General features: G+C 28.3%; 18 protein-coding genes and 1 riboswitch. Of the genes, 14 read left to right on the plus strand and 4 right to left on the minus strand.

All coding sequences use genetic code 11. The annotated features are described in order from the left end of the window. The first annotated feature begins 68 nt into the window (after nt 1-68). From ribD to ribH, 4 genes are all read left to right on the plus strand, one after another. Nucleotides 69-1,187, plus strand: a complete 1,119-nt coding sequence (ribD, locus tag BN1711_RS03850) for a bifunctional diaminohydroxyphosphoribosylaminopyrimidine deaminase/5-amino-6-(5-phosphoribosylamino)uracil reductase RibD (RefSeq protein ID WP_129582120.1) — start codon at nt 69-71, stop codon at nt 1,185-1,187. Between the two features lie 30 nt (nt 1,188-1,217). After that, nucleotides 1,218-1,871: a riboflavin synthase gene (ribE, locus tag BN1711_RS03855; RefSeq protein ID WP_050606868.1), complete on the plus strand. Its 654-nt coding sequence runs from the start codon at nt 1,218-1,220 to the stop codon at nt 1,869-1,871. 117 nt (nt 1,872-1,988) lie between these two features. After that, nucleotides 1,989-3,194 (plus strand): bifunctional 3,4-dihydroxy-2-butanone-4-phosphate synthase/GTP cyclohydrolase II, encoded by a 1,206-nt coding sequence (locus tag BN1711_RS03860; RefSeq protein ID WP_050606869.1) that lies wholly within the window; start codon nt 1,989-1,991, stop codon nt 3,192-3,194. A gap of 39 nt (nt 3,195-3,233) precedes the next feature. Beyond that, nucleotides 3,234-3,695 (plus strand): 6,7-dimethyl-8-ribityllumazine synthase, encoded by a 462-nt coding sequence (gene ribH / locus BN1711_RS03865; protein ID WP_050606870.1) that lies wholly within the window; start codon nt 3,234-3,236, stop codon nt 3,693-3,695. 154 nt (nt 3,696-3,849) lie between these two features. Here ribH and BN1711_RS03870 read toward each other — a convergent pair whose 3' ends face one another. Both BN1711_RS03870 and BN1711_RS03875 read right to left on the minus strand, forming a co-directional pair. Beyond that, a complete protein-coding gene (locus BN1711_RS03870) occupies nt 3,850-4,602 on the minus strand; it encodes a sulfite exporter TauE/SafE family protein (RefSeq protein WP_050606871.1) in 753 nt (250 codons plus the stop codon). A 46-nt stretch (nt 4,603-4,648) separates the two neighbouring features. Next, nucleotides 4,649-6,511 (minus strand): LTA synthase family protein, encoded by a 1,863-nt coding sequence (locus BN1711_RS03875; RefSeq protein ID WP_050606872.1) that lies wholly within the window; start codon nt 6,509-6,511, stop codon nt 4,649-4,651. A gap of 239 nt (nt 6,512-6,750) precedes the next feature. On the opposite strand from BN1711_RS03875, the gene BN1711_RS03880 reads away from it, so the two are divergent. The 3 genes from BN1711_RS03880 to BN1711_RS03890 all read left to right on the plus strand — a co-directional run bounded on the left by BN1711_RS03880 (nt 6,751) and on the right by BN1711_RS03890 (nt 9,189). Further along, on the plus strand, nt 6,751-7,143 hold the full coding sequence (locus BN1711_RS03880) for a hypothetical protein (protein ID WP_050606873.1): 393 nt from the start codon (nt 6,751-6,753) through the stop codon (nt 7,141-7,143). Nucleotides 7,144-7,166: 23 nt separating this feature from the next. Then, nucleotides 7,167-8,546 (plus strand): 23S rRNA (uracil(1939)-C(5))-methyltransferase RlmD, encoded by a 1,380-nt coding sequence (gene rlmD, locus BN1711_RS03885; protein WP_050606874.1) that lies wholly within the window; start codon nt 7,167-7,169, stop codon nt 8,544-8,546. 445 nt (nt 8,547-8,991) lie between these two features. After that, complete coding sequence (locus BN1711_RS03890) at nt 8,992-9,189, plus strand: YbaK/EbsC family protein (protein WP_050606875.1); 198 nt, start codon at nt 8,992-8,994, stop codon at nt 9,187-9,189. A 176-nt stretch (nt 9,190-9,365) separates the two neighbouring features. Here BN1711_RS03890 and pepI read toward each other — a convergent pair whose 3' ends face one another. Both pepI and BN1711_RS03900 read right to left on the minus strand, forming a co-directional pair. Continuing rightward, nucleotides 9,366-10,247 (minus strand): proline iminopeptidase, encoded by an 882-nt coding sequence (pepI, locus tag BN1711_RS03895; RefSeq protein ID WP_050606876.1) that lies wholly within the window; start codon nt 10,245-10,247, stop codon nt 9,366-9,368. Nucleotides 10,248-10,268: 21 nt separating this feature from the next. Next, a complete protein-coding gene (locus tag BN1711_RS03900; RefSeq protein ID WP_050606877.1) occupies nt 10,269-11,357 on the minus strand; it encodes a M24 family metallopeptidase in 1,089 nt (362 codons plus the stop codon). A gap of 634 nt (nt 11,358-11,991) precedes the next feature. On the opposite strand from BN1711_RS03900, the gene BN1711_RS03905 reads away from it, so the two are divergent. The 7 genes from BN1711_RS03905 to thiM all read left to right on the plus strand — a co-directional run bounded on the left by BN1711_RS03905 (nt 11,992) and on the right by thiM (nt 20,801). Continuing rightward, nucleotides 11,992-13,317 (plus strand): peptide MFS transporter, encoded by a 1,326-nt coding sequence (locus BN1711_RS03905; protein ID WP_050606878.1) that lies wholly within the window; start codon nt 11,992-11,994, stop codon nt 13,315-13,317. A 277-nt stretch (nt 13,318-13,594) separates the two neighbouring features. Beyond that, nucleotides 13,595-13,927, plus strand: coding sequence for a PadR family transcriptional regulator (locus tag BN1711_RS03910; protein ID WP_050606879.1), 333 nt, complete (start codon nt 13,595-13,597; stop codon nt 13,925-13,927). After that, nucleotides 13,928-14,602 carry a DUF1129 domain-containing protein gene (locus BN1711_RS03915; protein WP_050606880.1) on the plus strand — a complete coding sequence of 225 codons (675 nt, stop codon included), beginning with the start codon at nt 13,928-13,930 and terminating at the stop codon, nt 14,600-14,602. Between the two features lie 252 nt (nt 14,603-14,854). Continuing rightward, nucleotides 14,855-17,638: a cell wall-binding repeat-containing protein gene (locus BN1711_RS03920; protein WP_050606881.1), complete on the plus strand. Its 2,784-nt coding sequence runs from the start codon at nt 14,855-14,857 to the stop codon at nt 17,636-17,638. A gap of 179 nt (nt 17,639-17,817) precedes the next feature. Then, nucleotides 17,818-18,966: a hypothetical protein gene (locus BN1711_RS03925; protein WP_050606882.1), complete on the plus strand. Its 1,149-nt coding sequence runs from the start codon at nt 17,818-17,820 to the stop codon at nt 18,964-18,966. A 73-nt stretch (nt 18,967-19,039) separates the two neighbouring features. Continuing rightward, nucleotides 19,040-19,146, plus strand: a riboswitch (TPP riboswitch). A 304-nt stretch (nt 19,147-19,450) separates the two neighbouring features. Beyond that, nucleotides 19,451-20,020 (plus strand): energy coupling factor transporter S component ThiW, encoded by a 570-nt coding sequence (gene thiW / locus BN1711_RS03930; protein ID WP_050606883.1) that lies wholly within the window; start codon nt 19,451-19,453, stop codon nt 20,018-20,020. Continuing rightward, entirely contained in the window at nt 19,965-20,801 is an 837-nt protein-coding gene (thiM, locus tag BN1711_RS03935; RefSeq protein ID WP_050606884.1) for a hydroxyethylthiazole kinase, read from the plus strand. The genes thiW and thiM overlap by 56 nt, the downstream gene beginning before the upstream one ends. The last annotated feature ends 111 nt before the right edge of the window (nt 20,802-20,912 follow it).

Here is a 20,912-nt window from a genome sequence, read left to right on the forward strand (position 1 = left end):
AGGTTTTTTTATATGTAAAAATACAATTTAAGTATTGATTATTTTAAAATTCAGAAGGGGGGATTTGTGTGAAAGACAATTATTATATGGAAAAGGCTTTAGAGCTTTCTAAATTTGGTGAAGGTAGGGTAAATCCTAATCCCAAAGTAGGGGCAATTGTTGTAAAAGATGGTGAAATAGTAGGACAAGGATATCATAAATACTTTGGTGGAGCTCATGCAGAAGTATATGCGTTAAAAGATGCAGGAAAAAAAGCTAAAGGAGCAACTTTGTATGTAACTTTAGAACCCTGTTCTCATTATGGTAAAACACCGCCTTGTGTGGAGGCAATAGTAAAAGCAGGAATAAAAAAAGTTGTAGTTTCTATGGAGGACCCTAACCCTTTAGTATCTGGAAAAGGTATAAAATTTTTAAAAGATAATAATATTGAGGTTACAACAAAGGTTAAGGAGGAGGAAGCTAAAAAGCTTAATGAAGCTTTTAGGAAATATATAATATATAAGGAGCCTTTTGTAGTTTTAAAAACAGCTTCTACTTTGGATGGGAAAATAGCTACTAAAAAAGGAGATTCAAAGTGGATAACAGGAGAAGATTCAAGATATATAGTTCATAAAGTAAGAAATAGCCTGTCTGGAATAATGGCGGGAATAGGAACTATATTAAAGGATGATCCACTTTTAACTACAAGAATAGAGAAAGGCAGAAGCCCTAAAGCCATTATAGTAGATTCTAATTTAAAAATTCCTATTGAATCTAAGATATTAAAAACTTTAGGGGAAAGAGAAATTTATATAGCTTGTATTAAAGAACATAGTAACCTAGAAAAGAAAAAAGCTTTGGAAGAAAAAGGCGTAAATATAATAGAATTACCTGCTAACGAAAAAAAACAAGTGCCATTAAAAGCTTTAATGAAAATTTTAGGGGAGAGGGGAATTGACAGTATTTTATTAGAAGGTGGAGGAACATTAAATTTTTCAGCTCTACAAGAAAATATAGTAGATAAAGTAATGTGTTTTATAGCACCTAAAATTATAGGTGGAGAAAAATCTAAGTCTATGATAGCTGGAGAAGGAATAGAAAAACTTAAGGATTCATTCTACATAAAAGATGAGACTATAGAAAAAATAGGAGAGGATATATTAATTACAGGATATATTGAAAAACTACAAAGCTGTAATAAGATATAGACCTAAGTAAAATATATTAGGGGTGATAGGTTGTTTACAGGGATAGTAGAGGAGATAGGGGCAGTTTTAAATATAAAAGAAGGAGAAAATTTTCTTCATATTATTATAAAAGCTACTAAAGTTACAGAAAATTTAAATTTAGGGGACAGTATAGCTGTTAATGGGGTATGCCTTACTGTTACTGATTTTAATAAAGATAGTTTTACAGCAGATGTGATGGGAGAAACTATTAGGAAAAGTAGTTTAAAAACTCTTAAAAAAGGAAGTTTAGTTAATTTAGAAAGAGCACTTACTTTAAATAAGCCCTTAGGTGGACATATAGTGTCTGGACATATAGATGGAATAGGAGAAATTAAAAATATTAAAACAGAAGCTATAGCTACATTTTTAACTATAAAAGCTCAAGAGTATATTTTAAAGTATTTAGTTTCTAAAGGCTCAGTGGCGTTAGATGGTGTGAGTTTAACTTTGGTTCAAGTAGAACGTGATTGTTTTACTGTATCATTAATTCCTCATACTAAAGAAAAAACTATATTAAATTATAAATCTAAAGGGGATATAGTTAATATTGAGTGTGATATTATAGGTAAATATATTTATAAATTTATGAATTTAAAAATAGAGGATAATGGTAAAAATAATTCTATAACATTAGAAATGCTAACTAATAAAGGGTTTTTATAAATTAAATATAAAAATAAGTTAACTTTTCTCGGAGAATAAAAGTTAATAAGGATGTTACTTAAAATTTATATGTAAAATTATATAAAATATATAAATAATTGTAAAGGGGTTGGCAATATGAATTATAAATTTAATTCTATAGAAGAAGCCATAAAGGATATTCGTGAAGGAAAAATCATTATAGTGGTAGATGATGAAGACAGGGAAAATGAAGGCGATCTTTTAATGGCAGCTGAAAAGGTCAATGGGGATGCTATAAACTTTATGGCAAGGGAAGGCAGAGGACTTATTTGTACTCCAGTAGAAAAATCTAGATTGGATGAACTTGGAATAGGACAAATGGTTCAAAATAATAAGGATAATTTTGGAACAGCCTTTACAGTATCTGTAGATGCAGTAGGTACTACTACAGGTATATCAGCCTATGAAAGAGCTTTTACTATATCAAAAATAATAGATAAAAATTCAAAGCCAGAAGATTTTTTAAAGCCAGGTCACGTATTTCCACTAGCAGCTAAAGATGGTGGAGTATTAGTAAGAGCTGGACATACAGAAGCGGCTGTAGATATGGCAAAACTTGCAGGATTTTATCCAGCAGGAACTATATGTGAGATTATGAATGAGGATGGAACTATGGCAAGAGTACCTCAACTTATAAAATTTGCACAAAAGCATAAATTGAAAATAATTACTATAGCAGACTTAATAGAATATAGAGGTAGAAAAGAAAAATTAATAAAAGCTTTAGAACCAGTAGATCTTCCTACAAAATATGGACATTTTAAAGCAATAGGTTATGAAAATATTTTAACTAAGGAAGAACACGTAGCTTTAATTAAAGGAAATATTAAATCTAATAGTCCAATACTTGTAAGAGTTCATTCAGAATGTTTAACAGGAGATGTTTTTGGTTCTTTAAGATGTGATTGTGGTGAACAGATAGCAGCTTCCCTTAAACAAATTGAAGAAGAAGGGGCAGGAGTTCTAGTATATATGAGACAAGAAGGAAGGGGGATAGGGCTTTTAAATAAACTTAAGGCATATTCACTTCAAGAAAAGGGATTAGATACTGTAGAGGCTAATTTAGCTTTAGGTTTTGAAGAGGATTTAAGAGATTATGGTATAGGAGCTCAAATATTAAAGGATTTAGGTATCAAAAATATAAAACTTATGACTAATAATCCTAAAAAAATAGCTGGACTATCTGGATATGGAATAAAAGTTGTAGAAAGAGTTCCTATAGATATGGGTTGCAGAAATGAAAATAAAATGTACTTAAAAACTAAGAAAGAAAAAATGGGTCATTTTATCAATGTGGGATAATTTTTAAAATATATTAAATATGGTTTAGGAGGAATTTAAGTGAAGATGTATGAAGGAAAGTTAGTAGGACAAGGGCTAAAAGTGGGAATAGTGGTTTCAAGATTTAATGAATTTATAACATCAAAATTACTGGAAGGATCTTTAGATTGTTTAAAAAGACATGATGTAGTAGATGAAAATATAGAAATGTGTTGGGTCCCTGGAGCATTTGAAATACCAGCTATAGCAAAGAAAATGGCAAAGAAAGAACAATATGATGCTATTATTTGTTTAGGCGCAGTAATTAAAGGTGCCACATCTCACTTTGATTATGTATGTAATGAAGTTTCTAAGGGAGTGGCTTCAGTATCTTTAGAAAAAGAAATACCTGTGATATTTGGAGTTTTAACCACAGATAATATAGAACAAGCTATAGAAAGAGCTGGTACTAAAGCAGGAAATAAGGGCTATGATGCAGCTATGTCAGCTATAGAAATGGCAAATTTGTATAAAATTTTATAAGTCTTTTAATATTTGAATTTATAGTATTAATATAAAAAATATTATTTTTTATAAAAAGAAAATTAAGGTAGTCCATACAGTGGACTACCTTAATTTATACCTTGTATTAATTATCTTATATATGAGGGTATAATGCTTTAATACTACACTAAACTTATATAAAGTTTTTATATAAAATTTTTATTGCCATGAGCAGTGACATAGTAATAAAAATAGGCTTTATAAGTTTAGAACCTTTGTGTAATGCTAGATGAGTGCCTACTTTTGCACCTATAATCATTGATACTGCCATAGGTATAGCTATTTTATAGTTAATAGATTTATTAAAAGCAAATAATATTACAGAAGTTACATTACTTAAGCAACTTAATGCCCTAGAGTTTCCACCAGCATGTACAAAATCAAACTTGTACACAGCTATAATTCCAAAGATTAAGAAAGAGCCTGTACCAGGTCCGAAAAATCCGTTATAAAAACTTACAACTAAAATTAATAATATACCTAGTAATATATTTTTTTTATTTAATCCTTGAAAATTATCTTTTGTGCCTACTTCTTTTGAAAATAGACTGTAAGATCCTACTACTATTAGCAAAATAACTACTATAATATTTAGATACTTTGGATCTACGTTTAATACTGCATTCACCCCTAATATAGCTCCAATTAAAGAAAAAGGAGCTAAAATTTTAAAGAGTTTATAGTTTACCTTTCCATTATAAGCATATTCTAAAGAGCTTGTAATAGAAGAACAACTAGCACAAAATTTGTTAGTGCCTAGTGCTATGTGAGGAGGTACTCCGCATAATAAGAAGGAAGGAATTGTAAGCATTCCACCACCTCCTGCTATAGAGTCTATAATAGCTGCTAAAAATCCCACAAAGCATAGGAACACTAAAGTAAGCAATAGAAACATCTCCAATCTAAATTTATAGTCTCTTTTTTATTAAATTTTATGGTTCAGTCTTAAATTTTTTTAAGAGATTATGTTTTAAAATATTATCTGAGAAATCTAGTTCTTTTACCATTTTTTGCTTTTTGTTTTTTAAGTTTTCAGTTTCGTTTATTTCTTTGCCTGTCTTAACATTATAATAACTATTTGTTTGAGATAAATAAAATATTTTTCCGTCTGTAAAAGAACCATTTCTAAATACTACATTACCGTTTTCTGTATTAAGAATATCTCTTCCAAACATATACTTATTAGATATATTCAATAAGTTAGCAAGGGTGGGATATAAATCCATTTCGCCACAATATTCAGAATTTAAGCCTTTAAATTTATCATTTGGTGTATGGATAATAAGAGGTACTTTTTGAAGTTCCATCCATTGTAGATTATTAAAATTATCTTTTCCTAAAAATTTAGCTAACTCTTGTTGGTTTTGTTTTGGAATGGCATAGTGATCACCATATATAACTAAAATAGAATTATTTAAAATCTTTTCTTCTTTTAATTTATTTATAAATATACCTAATTGTTCATCGGTGTAATGTATAGATTTTAAATAATTTCCTACAAGTGTTTCTTCAAATTCTTCTACAGGAAAGTCACCATATTTATCTATATCATTATAAGGAAAATGGCTAGTTAAGGTAATTATAAATGAATAATATGGTTCTTTTAAAGTTTTTAGCTTTCCAATAGTTTGATTTAAAAAAGATTTATCACTAATACCAAGTCCAATAGTTTCCTCTATATTATAATCTTTTTCGCTATAGAATTTATCAAAATTCATTTTTTTGTACATTAAATTTCTATTCCAAAAGGTTTCTTTATATCCATGAAAGGCTGCTGTAGTATATCCTTTTTCTTTAAGTTTAGAAGGTAGAGAATTAAATTCATTACCTGCATATAGAAAATAAGCAGCGCCTGATGAGGCTGGATATAATGAATTATTACACATAAACTCAGCATCAGAAGTACTTCCGGAAGCTATTTGGTAAAAATAATTATTAAAATATAAGGAGCTTTTTAATAATTTATTCAAATTAGGAGTTATTTCTTTGTTATGTATGGTTTTATTGATAACAAAGTTTTGAAGAGCCTCTACTTGAATAATTATTAGATTTTTTCCTTCTAAGGAACTTTTATAATTTTTAGATATTATTGATGAATTTTTTTTATTAAAGAAATCTTTTATTTCAGTTTCCTTTTTGGTACTTAAAGGTATTTTCTTTCTAATAAAATTTATAGAGGAAGAATAAAAATCTATATAATGATAGTTTAATACACCTAATTTTTTAGCGATATAAGGTTTATTATACATAGTAGTAATTAACCGTGGTTGCTCTTTAGATAATTTATAAAAGGATATAATTTCCATGGGTAATGTTATGATTAAAATAATTAAAAAAATAGTTAATTTAGGCTTTCTAGATGTTTTTAATAAATTTCTCTTTTTTATATAATAAAATACAGGTATTAAAAATATTATGTCTATAATATAAAATAAATCTGTAAAATTAAAAAGTTCTAATACACTAGAGCCTACATCTCCTAATTGAAGACTATTTACAAGAACAGGTAGTGAAACTAAATCTTTAAAATATCTAAAGTAATTTAAGTCACCTATAATAAATAATGATAATATAAAATTGCATATAAATAGGAAGATTAATCTTCCTTTTCTTTTAAATAAAATGCTTATACATATTAAAATAAGTATAGAACCTATGGAAGGAATAATTATTTTCATATACTTAAAGTATGCAATTTGTAGTGCTTTTCCATAGAATAATAATTTTGTAAGTAGTATAAGGAAAAATAAAAATAAATCCCAATACTTATATATAATTGTTTTCACATTATTCATAAGACATCGTTCCTTTATATGTTATAATAGATTTTGCAAGTTAGTGAAAGTAAATGATAGGATTTTTATAAGTTATATGTAAAATCCATCCTTTATATAGTATAGAACAAATGTAACCTAATTGTAATAAGATTTAAAAAATATAGTGTATTTTTATTTAATATATATTTACATATACTTAATACTATAGGATAATAATATTTGTTATCTTTGTAAAAAAATATGAGGAGGAATAATACATGATGGATAATGAAGAAATAAAGAATTCTGATGAAGAAATAAAAGACTCTAATAATGAAGAGAACATTGAAGAGAACAATAATGAAGAAACTTTAGAAAAAAATGAAGATGAAAATATAGAAGAAAAAGTAGAAAATAATGCAGAAGAAAATATTACACCAAGAAATAAAATAAATTTTGTAGAGTGTTTTAAAGAAGGCCTTAAACATACAGTATGTGAATTTTTAATATCTGCAGCAGTTTTAGTGGTTCTTGGTGTAGTGCTTAGATATATATTTGGATATTATATAGCAAATTTATGGGGCATGTCATTTATAGTATTTTTAGTAGTATCTATTTTTTACCCATATATAAAATTAGTATATGGAGCAAAGAAAAATAAAGATAGATAATCGAAAGGATGAAAAATAAACATATGCGAAAAGGTAAGGAATACGAATTTTTAATAGAAGAAACAGAATTTCCTGGAATGGGTATAGCCTGTAGTGATGGACTAAAGGTTTATATAAAGGGAGCAGTAGAAGGACAAAAGGTATTAGCTAGGATAACTAAAAAAAGAAAAGAGTATGCTAAGGCTAAGCTTATAGAAGTTTTAGAAAATGTAGATTATGCCATAGAACCTAAGTGTCCACACTTTAATCAATGTGGAGGATGTTCTACTCAATATTTGCCTTATGAAAAGCAATTAGAATTAAAAGAAAAGCAAGTATTAAAATTGTTTAAAAATAAGAATATAAAAGGTTTTGATTTTTTAGGAATAGAAAAAAGTCCAGAAAAATATGAATACAGAAATAAAATGGAATTTACCTTTGGGGATATGGAAAAGGGTGGCAACCTTACTTTAGGTATGCATGTTAAAAATAGAAACTTTGCTATTTTAACTGTGGATAGCTGTAAAATAGTAGATGAGGATTTTAGAAGTATATTAAGTTTAGTAGTTAATTATTTTAATGAAAAGGCTATACCTAAATATAGAGTTATGAGCCATGAAGGTTATCTTAGAAATTTAGTTATAAGAAAAGCTAAGAATACAGGAGAAGTATTAATAAATATAGTAACTACTTCACAAATGGAATTTAATTTTGATGAAATAGTAGATTTATTATTAAAACAAGAATACATAGGAGAAATAAAAGGAATTCTTCATACTATAAATGATTCCTTATCAGATGTAGTACAAATTGATAAGCTAGAAGTTTTATACGGAAGGGACTATATAATAGAAGAAATTTTAGGCCTTAAATTTAAAATTTCTCCAGAGTCTTTCTTCCAAACTAACTCTAAGGGAGCAGAAAAGCTTTATAGTATTGTAAAAGAATTTTTAGGGGATGCAAAATCAAAAACAGTATTTGATCTTTATTGTGGTACAGGAACAATAGGTCAGATAGTAGCAAGAGATGCTAAAAAAGTCATAGGAATAGAGCTTATAGAAGAAGCGGTAAAAGCAGCAGAAGAAAATGCTAAACTAAATGGACTTGAAAATTGTACATTTATAGCAGGGGATGTAGCTAAAACAATTACAGAAATAAAAGAAAAACCAGATGTAATAATATTAGATCCACCAAGACCAGGAGTGCATCCTAAAGCCTTAGAATATGTAGTTAAGTTCAATCCTAAGGGTATAGTATATGTATCTTGTAACCCAAAAACTTTAGTGGATGATTTAGAATATCTTATAAGTTGTGGTTACAAAGTAGAAAAAGTTAAAGCAATGGATATGTTCCCAAGTACACCTCATGTGGAAACTGTAGTAAAGCTAAGTAATATAAATGGTATAATTAATTTTAAACTATAAAAATCATTCATTTGCCACCCGTTTGCCACCGCTTTTTTATGCTTGGTGGCAAACCATTTTTATTTTAGATATAATAGTTTTAAATTGATTAACACTTCAAGCTTTAGGGTGTTAGTAACGTGGAAATAGATATCCATAGTAATAGAAATTTTACTATGGCCTAGTTTTTGTTGTATATCTTTCATATTTGCTCCAGATTCTAATACAATATAAAATAAATAAATTCTATTTTAATTTATTAATTTAATACATTTACCAGAATAATTAGCTTAAAATTATATATATTTATTTTAATAAGAATAAAGGAAGTTTTATCTAATCTGCTAGGGAGTAATACTTTGAAACAGGCAGGAAGTATTAAATTTAAAATTTATAGTAGTAAGGAGAAGGGATTAGTATAGTGTAGATGAATTAATACTAGTCTACTTTAAAGTATGATGAGGAAATGTTAGGTACTAAAGTTGGTTCAGCAACTATAATTGATACTAGTAATAGGATACAAATTGTTGTTGATAAAGAGGTTTTAGAGGAAGAGTGGTATGGATGTAGTGATGGTACAACTACTGGTTATATGAAGGTTAAAACTTATCAAGTAATGTATGATTTTTTACAATATGTAAATCATGTACCAAAGATTATTTAGTTATACAAAGAAATATAGATAAAAATTCAGGTTTCTAAATTACCAATTTAAAATAATAAATTAATTTTAAAAAAGAGTACCTATATTTATAATAAATTTATAAAAAGTTCACTATTCCATAATGGCATAGTGAACTTTTTTATAAAATGTACTAAAATTGATTATTTTACGTTAGATTAATCGTTTTTGTTTAACCATTTATTAAGTACTTCTATATATTTTTCATTTTCTTCTACGAATGGCATGTGACGACTGAATTCAAATAATTCCCATTCAGAATTTGGAATCTTATCATACATTGTTTTCGCAACAAGTGGTGAGCAAAGATCAAGTAGTCCACTTGTGATCAAGCAAGGTTCCTTTATATCTTCAATTTCTTTCATAAAATCAAAGTTCTTTAAGGTGCCAGATGGACTAAATTCATTTTGACCCCATGCAGTTAAATAAGCTTCAGTTCCAGGAACTTTTGCACGTCTTAAACATTCTGGAGAATCTGGTCCTACTTCACCTGCACAGTGACGAATCATGAATTCTGCTTCAGCTTCTTTATATTCTTTAGAAGAATAATCTCCAGTTTCTTCAGCTTTTGCAATAGCATCTTGCATTTCTTTAGGAAGATATGCAACTCTTCTACGTTGTTCTTTTTCCCATAATGCAGCAGATGGTAAAGTACTAGATAAGATATAGCTTTTAATTCCTTCTGGTTTGTATTGGCAAGCATATTGAATTGCTTGCATTCCTCCCCAAGATTGTCCTAATAAATGAATTTCATCTAGACCTAAATGTTTACGTAATGCGATTAATTCTTCAATCCATGTTTCTGCCTTCCACAATTCAGGGTGAGAAGGTGTTGCGGATAATCCGCATCCTAATTGGTCATACATTATAACTGCACGTCCATCTTCTGCAACTTTATCAAGAACTTCAAAATAATTGTGTGTAGAACCTGGTCCACCATGTAATAAAACCAATGGCTTCTTATTTCCAGTACATTCACCTACTATACGATAGTAAGTTTTATAACCTAAATATGGCATATAGCCTTCAGTAATCTTCATAACTATCTAATCTCCTTATTTTTATTTATCTTCAGGAACAACAATTATGTCTTTTGTATAACTATTTAATACATCGCAACCATCTTCAGTTGTGATAACAAGGTCCTCAATACGAACTCCTATTCCTTCTTCTGGAAGATAAATTCCAGGTTCGATAGAGAAACATTGACCAGGTTTAATTATATCTTCATTTACAGAAGAAACATCACCGAATTCATGGTCTTCTAAACCACAAGAATGTCCTGTTCTATGTGTAAAATACTTTCCATATCCTTTTTCCTCAATGTAGTTTCTTGCAGCTAAGTCTACATCGCACATTCTATTGCCAGGTTTTGAAGCAGCAATAGCTCTTAAGTTTGCTTCAAGAACTATGTTATAGATTTCTTTTTGCCTTTCAGAAACTTCACCTATAAATACAGTTCTTGTCATATCAGATGCGTAGTTCTTATAGAAACCACCAATATCTAAGATAACACAATCTCCATGTTTTCCTTTTGAATCATCTGTTACATGGTGTGGATCTGCTGCACCTTTAGCATATGCTGTAATTGGATCAAAAGATACTTCATTTATGCCATGTTTTTTATAAATTTCACGAACTTTAGCGTTTAATTCTTTTTCAGTTAAACCTTTTGCTACCCATGGAATTAATTCATCCATTACAAGGTCATTTAATCTTGAAGATTCTTTTAAAATGGCAATTTCATTTTCATCTTTAATCATTCTTACATAGTCAACTATTAAAGAACCGTTTACGAATTTACTTCCTGCACCAAGTTCTTGTAATCTTAATAAGAATTTAGATGGCCATACTTTATCTATACCTATAACTTTATCTTTTTCTACAAATTTAGATAAAATTTCAACTCCGTCTTGAATATCATTGTACCATACGATTTCTACTCCAAGGTCTTCTTCTTGTGGGAACAATTCATTAATAACAATTTTATGATTTCCATTAACATTTAAGTATAATGCCAATAATCTTTCGCCTGGGAAAATCCATTTTCCTGTTAAATAAAAAATAGCCGTAGGATCAGAGATAATCATTTGAGGAATATCATGTTCCTCCATTGATTTTAATACTCTGTTTAATTTGTTCATATCCATAGTTATTCCCTCCTAATTTAGTATTAATTAGTATTAATTACTAATATCATAATATGCTTGTCTTAAAATGTCAATCTAGATGATAGAATGATTGAAATTTTTTCATTTTTTTAAAATTTTTCAATATTGTATCTATACGAGATAATATTTTTGTGTTATTATATGTTATAAATAGGTTACATATTCTTAATATCTTATATTTTACATATTTTTGGAACTGATAGTTAGGATTATAAATTACATATATTGTGCAGTAATTTAATATAGGATTGTATATTGATTTTGTGTGGTAAGGGATATTGATATATTCAATATTTATAAGATATTATAAGCTATTCATATTTAAAATAATTTTACTAAAAATGAAATAAAATTTTAAATATAAACATATAAAATAATTAGTATCAATAAAAGATACTAATATTGTTATGTTAAATTAATGCTATAAAAATTTATTTAAATATAAATAATATTATGTTTAGTATAAAGCTAAATAGGAATTATCATAATAATTATTACTATAATTATTACCATATGGTATTTGAAGCCAGCACACTTTATTTTAATGAAAAGAAGTGTACATGGTTTTTAAAATACACGCGCAATAATCAATTTTTTTAGGGGGAATGGAATAATGGAAAATACTAATAAGAAGCCATTTGGATTCTGGATATGTTCTATTGCTTTCTCATTTGAGAGATTTGCATTTTATTCATCTAAATGGTTATTAACTGTATTTGTTGCAGCAAGTGTAGTAAAGGGAGGACTTGGACTTTCTACTGCCGAGGCAGCAAAAATGTCAGCAAATTTGGTTGCATTTACTTATATTGCACCAATAGTTGGATCATTCATATCTGACCGTTTTATAGGTGCTAGATATCTTGTTCCAGTTGGAATGATTTTAATGGGAATAGGATTTTTGGTTGGATGGAAAGCTACAAGTGCTAGCATGATGAACTTAATGATAGTTTTAGTTTCTATTGGTACAGGCTTATTTAAATGTCAAGCAAGTGCCATTACAGGTAGACTATTTGATGATCCAAAAGAGTTGGATAGTGCCTTTTCTGTACAATATTCTTTCGTTAATATAGGTTCATTTATAGGTACAACAATCATCGGTGCATTAGCAGGAACTAAGGGATATTCTTTTTGTTTCTTAATATGTGCAATAATGATGTTTATTGATGCTATTTGGTTTACATTTGGATGGAGATATTTTGGTGAAATAGGTAAAAAGCCATTTAAAGTTAATGATCATAAAGAAGAAAAAGAAGCGGCTGAGGAAGAAAAGAAACCTCTTACACCAATAGAAAAGAAAAGAGTTGCAGCTATTATTTTAGTATCTTTATTCTCTGTTATTTTCTGGGTGTTCTGGTATTTGGCATACATGCCAGTATACTTCTACTGGGCAGGAGATCATCCAGCTGCTAATTGGATGATTGGTAACTTTCAAGTACCAACAGCTTGGTTTGATTCATTAAATGCATTATCATGTATTGTATTAGGACCAATATTAGGTAAAGTATGGGAAAGACTAGCTAAGAGACCACAAGGTGACTTAAGTATGTTTAAGAAAACAGCTTTAGGTATGATGCTTTTAGGAGTATCTTATGTAATATTCGCATTAGCAGATGTTACAAGAGGTGGTAATTTAGCATCACTTGCATGGATTGTTGCTTTTGGTATTGTATTATCTTTAGGTGAAATGGTGTTCTCACCACTTGGAAACTCATTTATTAGTAAGTTTGCTCCACCTAGAGTATTAGCAACAATGATGAGTGTTTGGACTCTTGCAGTTTTCTTTTCAGCAAAATCTTATGGATGGCTATATGAATTTACATTAAAATTCAAATTTGCACCAACATATTTTGTAATAGCAGCTATTGCTATTGTATCAGGAATTATTCTTTGGTCATTAGATAGAAGATTAAATTCTTTAGTAGAAAAAGAAGAAGCTTAATAAAAATATAAGAAGCCATGTACCCATGGCTTCTTTTTTATATATTAAAGCAACGAAAAATCAATAAGCGTGAGTTTATTTCATATAAAGAATATGAAAATTATAACAGATAAACAAGATATGATGCATCTAGTTTATCTGTTATTATTTTTAAAACTAAAAAAATAAATGGGATACATTAGATTTATGAAATTGGATATTTACATTAAGACTATCTTGTAATACAATATAGTTAAGGTAACTTGTAATGCAATATAGCATCAGGAGGTGTTGAAACTTGGCAGATAAATCACAATTTTTTAGAGGAACTTTAGAAGGATGTATCCTTAAAATAATAAATGATGATAAAGTTTATGGATATGAAATAGCAGAGAAGTTAAAAGAATATGGTATCAATGAAGTTAGTGAAGGTACTATATACCCATTACTCTTAAGGTTAGAGAAAAATGGTTTTTTAAATTCTGTAAAAAAAGAATCTCTATTAGGACCAAAAAGAAAATATTATAGTTTATCTGAATTAGGTAGACAAGAATTAAAAAGTTTTTATGAAAACTGGAAGAAACTTAGAGATAGTATTGATAAAATATTTAAGAATTATGGGGGAATATAAATGAAAAAAATAGTGGAACTTAGAAAAGAAAATAATAAATTAGGTGAAACTTTAAATAAAGAAAATGACTTAATATTTACTGATATAGTTTGTTATTTAAGAGCTAGTGAAGTGAGTGAATATGATCAAGAGGAAATTATAAATGATATGTTAAATATGTTTTTGGATTGGCAGCAACAAGGAAAATCTATAAAAAGTATGATTGGATATGATTATAAAGATTTCACAGATAATGTTATATCCGCGGTAAATCCTAAAAAATCTTACTTAAATAAAATAAAAGAATATACTCAAATATTTTTAGAAGGTTTTTGTATAATGCTTACAATAGATTTTGCTTTTTTATATTTACCTAAGTTATTAAAAGGTAACTTAAATTTAACCTATGATTTAACAGTAGATATGTTAATGCGTTCCATAATTATAGTTACCACAGCTTCTGCAATAGTACATTATATATGTAAAAATAGTTTTGAACTATCTAATCAAAAAAAGTTTTCTAAAACTCATAATTTTATATTTGTTTTAAGTGTAGTATCAATTATTATAATTTTAATTCTAACCTGCATATTACTAAATAAAAAGGTTATTATATCTATAAATATTTTTTATGCTATAGGCCTTATAACAATATATTTGGGTTATAAAGCTATAAAAAAAATAGGAATACTTTAACAAAATAAAAGATAATAAAAAAGTTCTTATTATAGGAATTGTCTATAATAAGAACTTTTTTATTATGAATTATTTAAGGTAAATTCATGTGTTATTTTAAATATATGTAATGATTATAAATTAATAATAACAAATGAATATGTTGACTTATTGTCATAATTGTGGTATTTTAATTAAGAAAATGATAATCAATATCATATAATATTGAAATTTAATATCATGTTTTAAAATTAATATTAGGGGGAGAAGACTATGAATTTTAATAAAATAACGAGTTTAATTATAGCTGGATTAGTTTTATCTAGTACAAGCACAGTTTTTGCAGATTCAAGCAAATTAAAAGAAAAAAGAATTTGTGGAAAGGATAGATATGAAACTGCCACAGAAATAAGTAAAGATGGATGGAATAAATCTTCTTATGCAATAATTTGTAGGGGAGATACTTTTCCAGATGCCTTATGTTCAGCACCTTTAGCTAAAAAATATAATGCACCAATTTTATTAACGGAAAATAATAAGTTAAATAAAAATACTAAGGAAGAGCTGAAAAGACTTAATGTAGATAAGGTATTTATTATAGGTACTACTGGTGTAGTAAGTAAGAATGTAGAAGATGAGATAAAATCTTTAAATGGTATAAAAAATGTAATAAGATTAGGTGGAAAAGATAGATATAAAACTTCTGAGCTAGTAGCAGAACAAGTTGGAACAAAGGGAGAAATGATTTTAGCTACAGGTAAATGCCCAGCGGATGGTTTATCCATAAGTTCTATAGCAGCTGATAAAGGAATACCTATAATTTTAGCTAATGATAAAGAATCCATAAAAAACTATGTAAAAAAGAATAAAGTAACTAAATCCTATATAATAGGTGGAACAACTTGTGTATCTAAAGATATAGAAAATATATCACCAAATAGTGAAAGAATTTCTGGAAAAGATCGTTATGAAACTAATGAGAAAATATTAAGAAGATTTCAAGATACATTAAACTTTAAAAAAGTATATTTGGCTTTAGCAGAAAGTAAAAGAGGAGATGAATTTGCTGATGCTTTAGTAGGAGGAGCATTAGCTGGCAAAGAAAAAAGTCCTATGGTTTTAGTTAATGATACTATTGATGAGAATGTAAAAAAATATGTTCAATCCAAGTTAAGCAAGGATAGTAGTATAATAGCTTTGGGTTCAGAAAAGGTATTATCAAATTCTATATTACATAAGTTAGCTGATACTAAAGTTAATGAAGATAAAAAACAAAATGAAAGTTATGTTTTAGATTGGTATCAAGATGGAAATTATAGTGGTAAAAGTGCAAAAAATGCATCAGTAGAACAGTTTGTAGTGTATTTTAATAAGCCTGTTAAAAAGAATATAGGTAAACTTCAATTAATAGTTCCAAATAAAAATGCTAAAGATCCTTATGGCAAAGACAAGTTAGGTGTTATCGAATGTTCTTTAGATGGAAGTTCAAAGCCTAAAGCTTTGAAAAATGTTGAAGGTGGAGTTCCATCTACTTTATATATAGTAAAAGATAATGGTAAGAAGGAAGTGCCAGAGGGATATAGTGATAGATTGGTAATAGAACTTACAGAGGATTGGACTAGAATTTTAAATACAGAAAAAACAGGAATTCATTATTATGATGATATAGTTAAAGGATTAAGACTTCAAGCAGAAGGATTAGAGGATGAAAAAGGAAATAAAGTAGAGGTTACATCAAAGAGAGACATAAATTTAGTAAAAGATGAACAAAAACCATACATAGTGGCAGATGAACCTATATACACTCAAATTGGAGAGAATGGTACTCAAATAGCAGGAAAAACTAGAATTTTATTTAATGAGCCTATCCAATTATTAACAGAGAGAAATGTAGAAGATTTAAAGAAACTAAATGCAAGTCAACCTTATGTAGTCGGAAGTTTTGCAAAAGATAGATATGTACAATATAATCCAATAACTCCAAGTCAAGAACAATTAAAATCACAAGATAAGGGAGTACCAGTATTTAAGGCTCAATATAGAAAAATTGATGATAGTGGTAAACCAATATTAAAAGATGGAAAAGAACAAACAATTAAAGGCGTTTATGCCAATAGAGGAGACGTATTTGAAAGTAATGAAGCTATAGATGAAAATGGGGATAAAATTAAATTAAGATTAAATCAACTAAAATTTAAATTTGATTTTGATGAAAACAATAAAGGAATTACAAGATTTAGGGATTATGGTACTATACTAATAAGTCCAGAAGAATGTTTAACAGAAGGAAAATGGCAATTAATAGTTAGAAATGTAACTGATGATGCAGGAAATAAAATGGATGATTATATATCAAAACCTATAGAAATAGCTAAATATTTTGATGTGGTAGAACTTACACCTAATAAAGTGAAGATTAAATTTACAAAACCATTTAAGAAAAGTTATTTATGGGGAAATAAAATTCCTTTAGCAGTTACAGACGATAGAGGAAAGGCTTATGGATTTACTTGGATTAACAATATAAAAGAAGGACAAACTGAAGCGGAAGCAACATTTACAAAACCTATAAAGAATTTAAAGGGTACAGTATATGTAAATACTATGGAGTATAAGGTGAAAGGTGATTTTACATCTCTTGAAAAACCAAAGGAAAACACAGATTCTAAGAATGTTCAATACACGGACGGTGTATATGAAGGTGAAGGAAACGGATTTCAGGGTGGATCAACTAAAGTTAAGGTAACTATAGAAAATGGAGAAATAAAAAACGTAGATGTTGTGTCAACTGAAGATAGTCCAAGATATAAGAACGGAGGAGAAGAGCATACATTTAATAAAACTTTTGCAGCTATAAAGAAACAAATATTAAAGAATAAATCTACAAAGGTAGACAAGGTTGCAGGAGCTACTTATAGCTCAAATGGAATTAAAGATGCAGTAGATAATGCATTACAAAAAGCCAAGAAGACTGAAAATGTTGTAAGTGATGTTAAACCTTCTACAAATAATACAGTATCATCTGTAAGTGATAAAAAAAAACAGGGGTTAAATTAAATTGGTATCAGGATGGAAACTTTAGTGGTAAAAACTATAAAGATGCATCTGTAGAACAATTTGTTGTTACCTTTAGTAAACCTATAAATTCCAAATGCGGAACTTTAAAAATTATAGTACCTGATAAAACTAAAAAAGATCCTTATGGTAAAGATAAGCTTGGAACTATTGATGTTAAGATGGATGGAACAAGTAAAGAGAAACAATTAGAAAATCTTAAAATAAATGTTAGAGGTAAGGAAAGATTAGCAGGTGATAGGGTAGCTTGTTTTATAAGACCAGATGATACGGTTAAATCTGATAATAGATTTGTATTGGAGCTTACTCAAGATTGGGAAAGTATTTTAAATACAGAAAAAACAGGAATACATTATTATGATGATAAGGTTAAAGGATTAAGGCTTGTAGCGGAGGGCTTTCAAGATTTAGATGGAAATCCTATTGAGGATAGTAAAGGATTAGGAAAAATAACTGCTAGTAAGGACATTGAACTTAAAAAGGATGATAGTAAGCCTTATATAGTAGCACAAAAATTAATCTATGATAAAGCGGGAATAAATGGACTACAAAAGGCTGGATCTTTAGGCATAGTATTTAATGAACCTATACAATTATATACAAAGGAAATGGCAGAACAAGGGGTTATACCACCAGTAATATATAGAGATCATAATCCCTTAACTCCAAGTCCAACACAGATAGGAATGTATGAAAACTTTCTTCCAGAGCTAAAAGCTTATTATGAAAAATTAGATGATAAAGGAAATACAAGCAAGGACGAAACGGGTAAACCAATAGTTGTAGAAGGAAAATATGATTTAATGGCAGATATTCTTCCATCTGATTGTAAAGCTAATAAACAATTAGAGAATATAACTGTTAAAATTAGTGATATTCCGCATAAGTTTGATTTAGATCCAAATACTTCGGGAATAAATAAGTTTAGGGATTATGGATTATTTTATATAAACCCTAAAGTTTCCTTAGAACCTGGAAATTGGAGACTAGTAGTAAGTGGAGTAAGTGATGATGCTGGGAATGAAATGGAAATATATAAATCAAAATCTTTTGAAATAAAAAATTTATTTACTGTAGAAACTTTAAATAAAGATGAAATTAAAATTAAGTTTACAGAGCCTTTTAATAAAAAAATTGTGGGGGATGACAAGGTAATTTTAGTAATTACTCAATATGGAGAAATAGTAAAATCTGTAGCTGTAGAAAACTTAAAGGACGGTCAAACAGAAGCAGAAGTTAAATTTCCGGAGCCTATAGAAGATTTTGAAGGGGAATATTTTATAAATAATATATATTACAAAGTTAAATAATTTTAAATAAAAAGACTAGATATATTTTCTAGTCTTTTTATCATTTATTGAACAGGAAAAAATTATGTGATATAATTAAAAAAAGGGGAGCTTGGAATTCAGGCTGAGAGGAAATTTATATTTCGACCCGTAACTTGATTCGGATAATGCCGACGTAAGGAAATATTTGATTTATACCAATTATTTAAGTTTTACGAGTATAATAGGATACACCTTATGTGGTGTATCCTATTTTTATGCCATAAGTATTATTCTTTAGTAAGTAAAGGGGGAGCACCCTTAACTTATATGGCAAAACACAACTAAATAGCGAGGGAACTTGTGTTTCAAGGTGAGAGGAAACTTTTGAGTTTCGACCGACCCATATGCTGTATGTCATATAGGAAATAGCTATTTAGTTTCTATTATAAGTATATCTCTATAATAATATTTATTTCCAATATGGCATATTGGAAATAAATATTATTTATGGAGGTATTTTATTATGAGAAAAAATCCAAAATTATTAAAAAAACTTATGCTTTCTATGATGGTAGCAATGGGAGTTGTAATTTCTCCAATCCTTCGTATTGAAGGAATGTGCCCTATGGCACATTTTATTAACATTGTATGCTCTGTTACTCTTGGACCATGGTATTCATTTTTGTGTGCTACATTAATTGGTGTTATAAGAATGTTTTTCATGGGGATTCCACCATTAGCTTTAACAGGAGCAATTTTTGGAGCATTTTTATCTGGAGTTTTATATAGGGTATCTAATGGTAACTTAATTTGTGCAGTCATTGGTGAAATTATAGGAACTGGTATTATAGGGGCTATAGTTTCATATCCTATTATGACCTTTATTTGGGGAAGAACAGGACTTACATGGATGTTTTATGTTCCGTCATTTATTATGGGAACACTTATAGGAGGCACTATTGCTTTTGTTTTTTTAGTGGCATTAAGCAAGAGGGGTATACTTTTAAAAATTCAGAGAAGTTTGGGGGCAAAAGTTTATGACGCAGGAAGGATTAACAATAAACAAACTATTAGAAATAAAACAGAGTGTTAATTTAAGAAAACCGCTTATTCATTGTATCACCAATCCTATTTCAATAAATGATTGTGCCAATATGATATTGGCAGTAGGGGCTAAACCTATTATGGCAGAGCATCCATTAGAGGTTTCTGAAATTACTTCTGTTTCTAAAGCTTTGGGCATTAATCTTGGAAATATAACTGATATTAGAATGAAATCTATGATTATTTCAGGTAAAGTTGCTTTTCAAAGAAAAATTCCTCAAGTAATTGATCTTGTGGGGGTAGCTTGTAGTAAGCTAAGATTAAATTATGCAAAAGAATTTATTTCACAATGTCATCCTAATGTAATTAAGGGAAATATGTCAGAAATAAAGGCCATCTGTGGCATAGATAATTATTCAAAGGGAATTGATGTAGGATACTATGATGTTGTTACAGAAGAAAACTGCAACGAAACTATAAAGTTTTTAAATAAGTTAGCATTAAAAACAGGGGCAGTTATTGTAGCAACAGGAGTAATGGATATAATAACTAATGGAAATTATACATATTTAATAAAAAATGGTTGTGAGAAACTTTCAATGATAACAGGTACAGGATGTATGTTAAATGGCCTTATAGCAAGTTATATTTCTTTAGGATACATACTGGAAGGAAGTGTTTTAGCTGTAGAACTTATGGGAATATGTGGTGAACTTTCTAATAACTCAAAAGGAAATGGAAGTTTTAAAGTGGAACTTATAGACAATATGTCTACTATTTCTGAGGAGATGATAAAAGATAAAATAAATTGTAAGCTATTATGTATTTAATGTATTCTAAAAATACACATCGATATTTAATCGATGTGTATTTTTTTTATTTAGTAGTGATCCTATTATATCAATAAGGATTTACAATAATGTAAAAATATAGTGAATAAG

Source organism: Clostridium niameyense, assembly GCF_001243045.1.
Classification (GTDB): Bacteria; Bacillota; Clostridia; order Clostridiales; family Clostridiaceae; genus Clostridium_F; species Clostridium_F niameyense.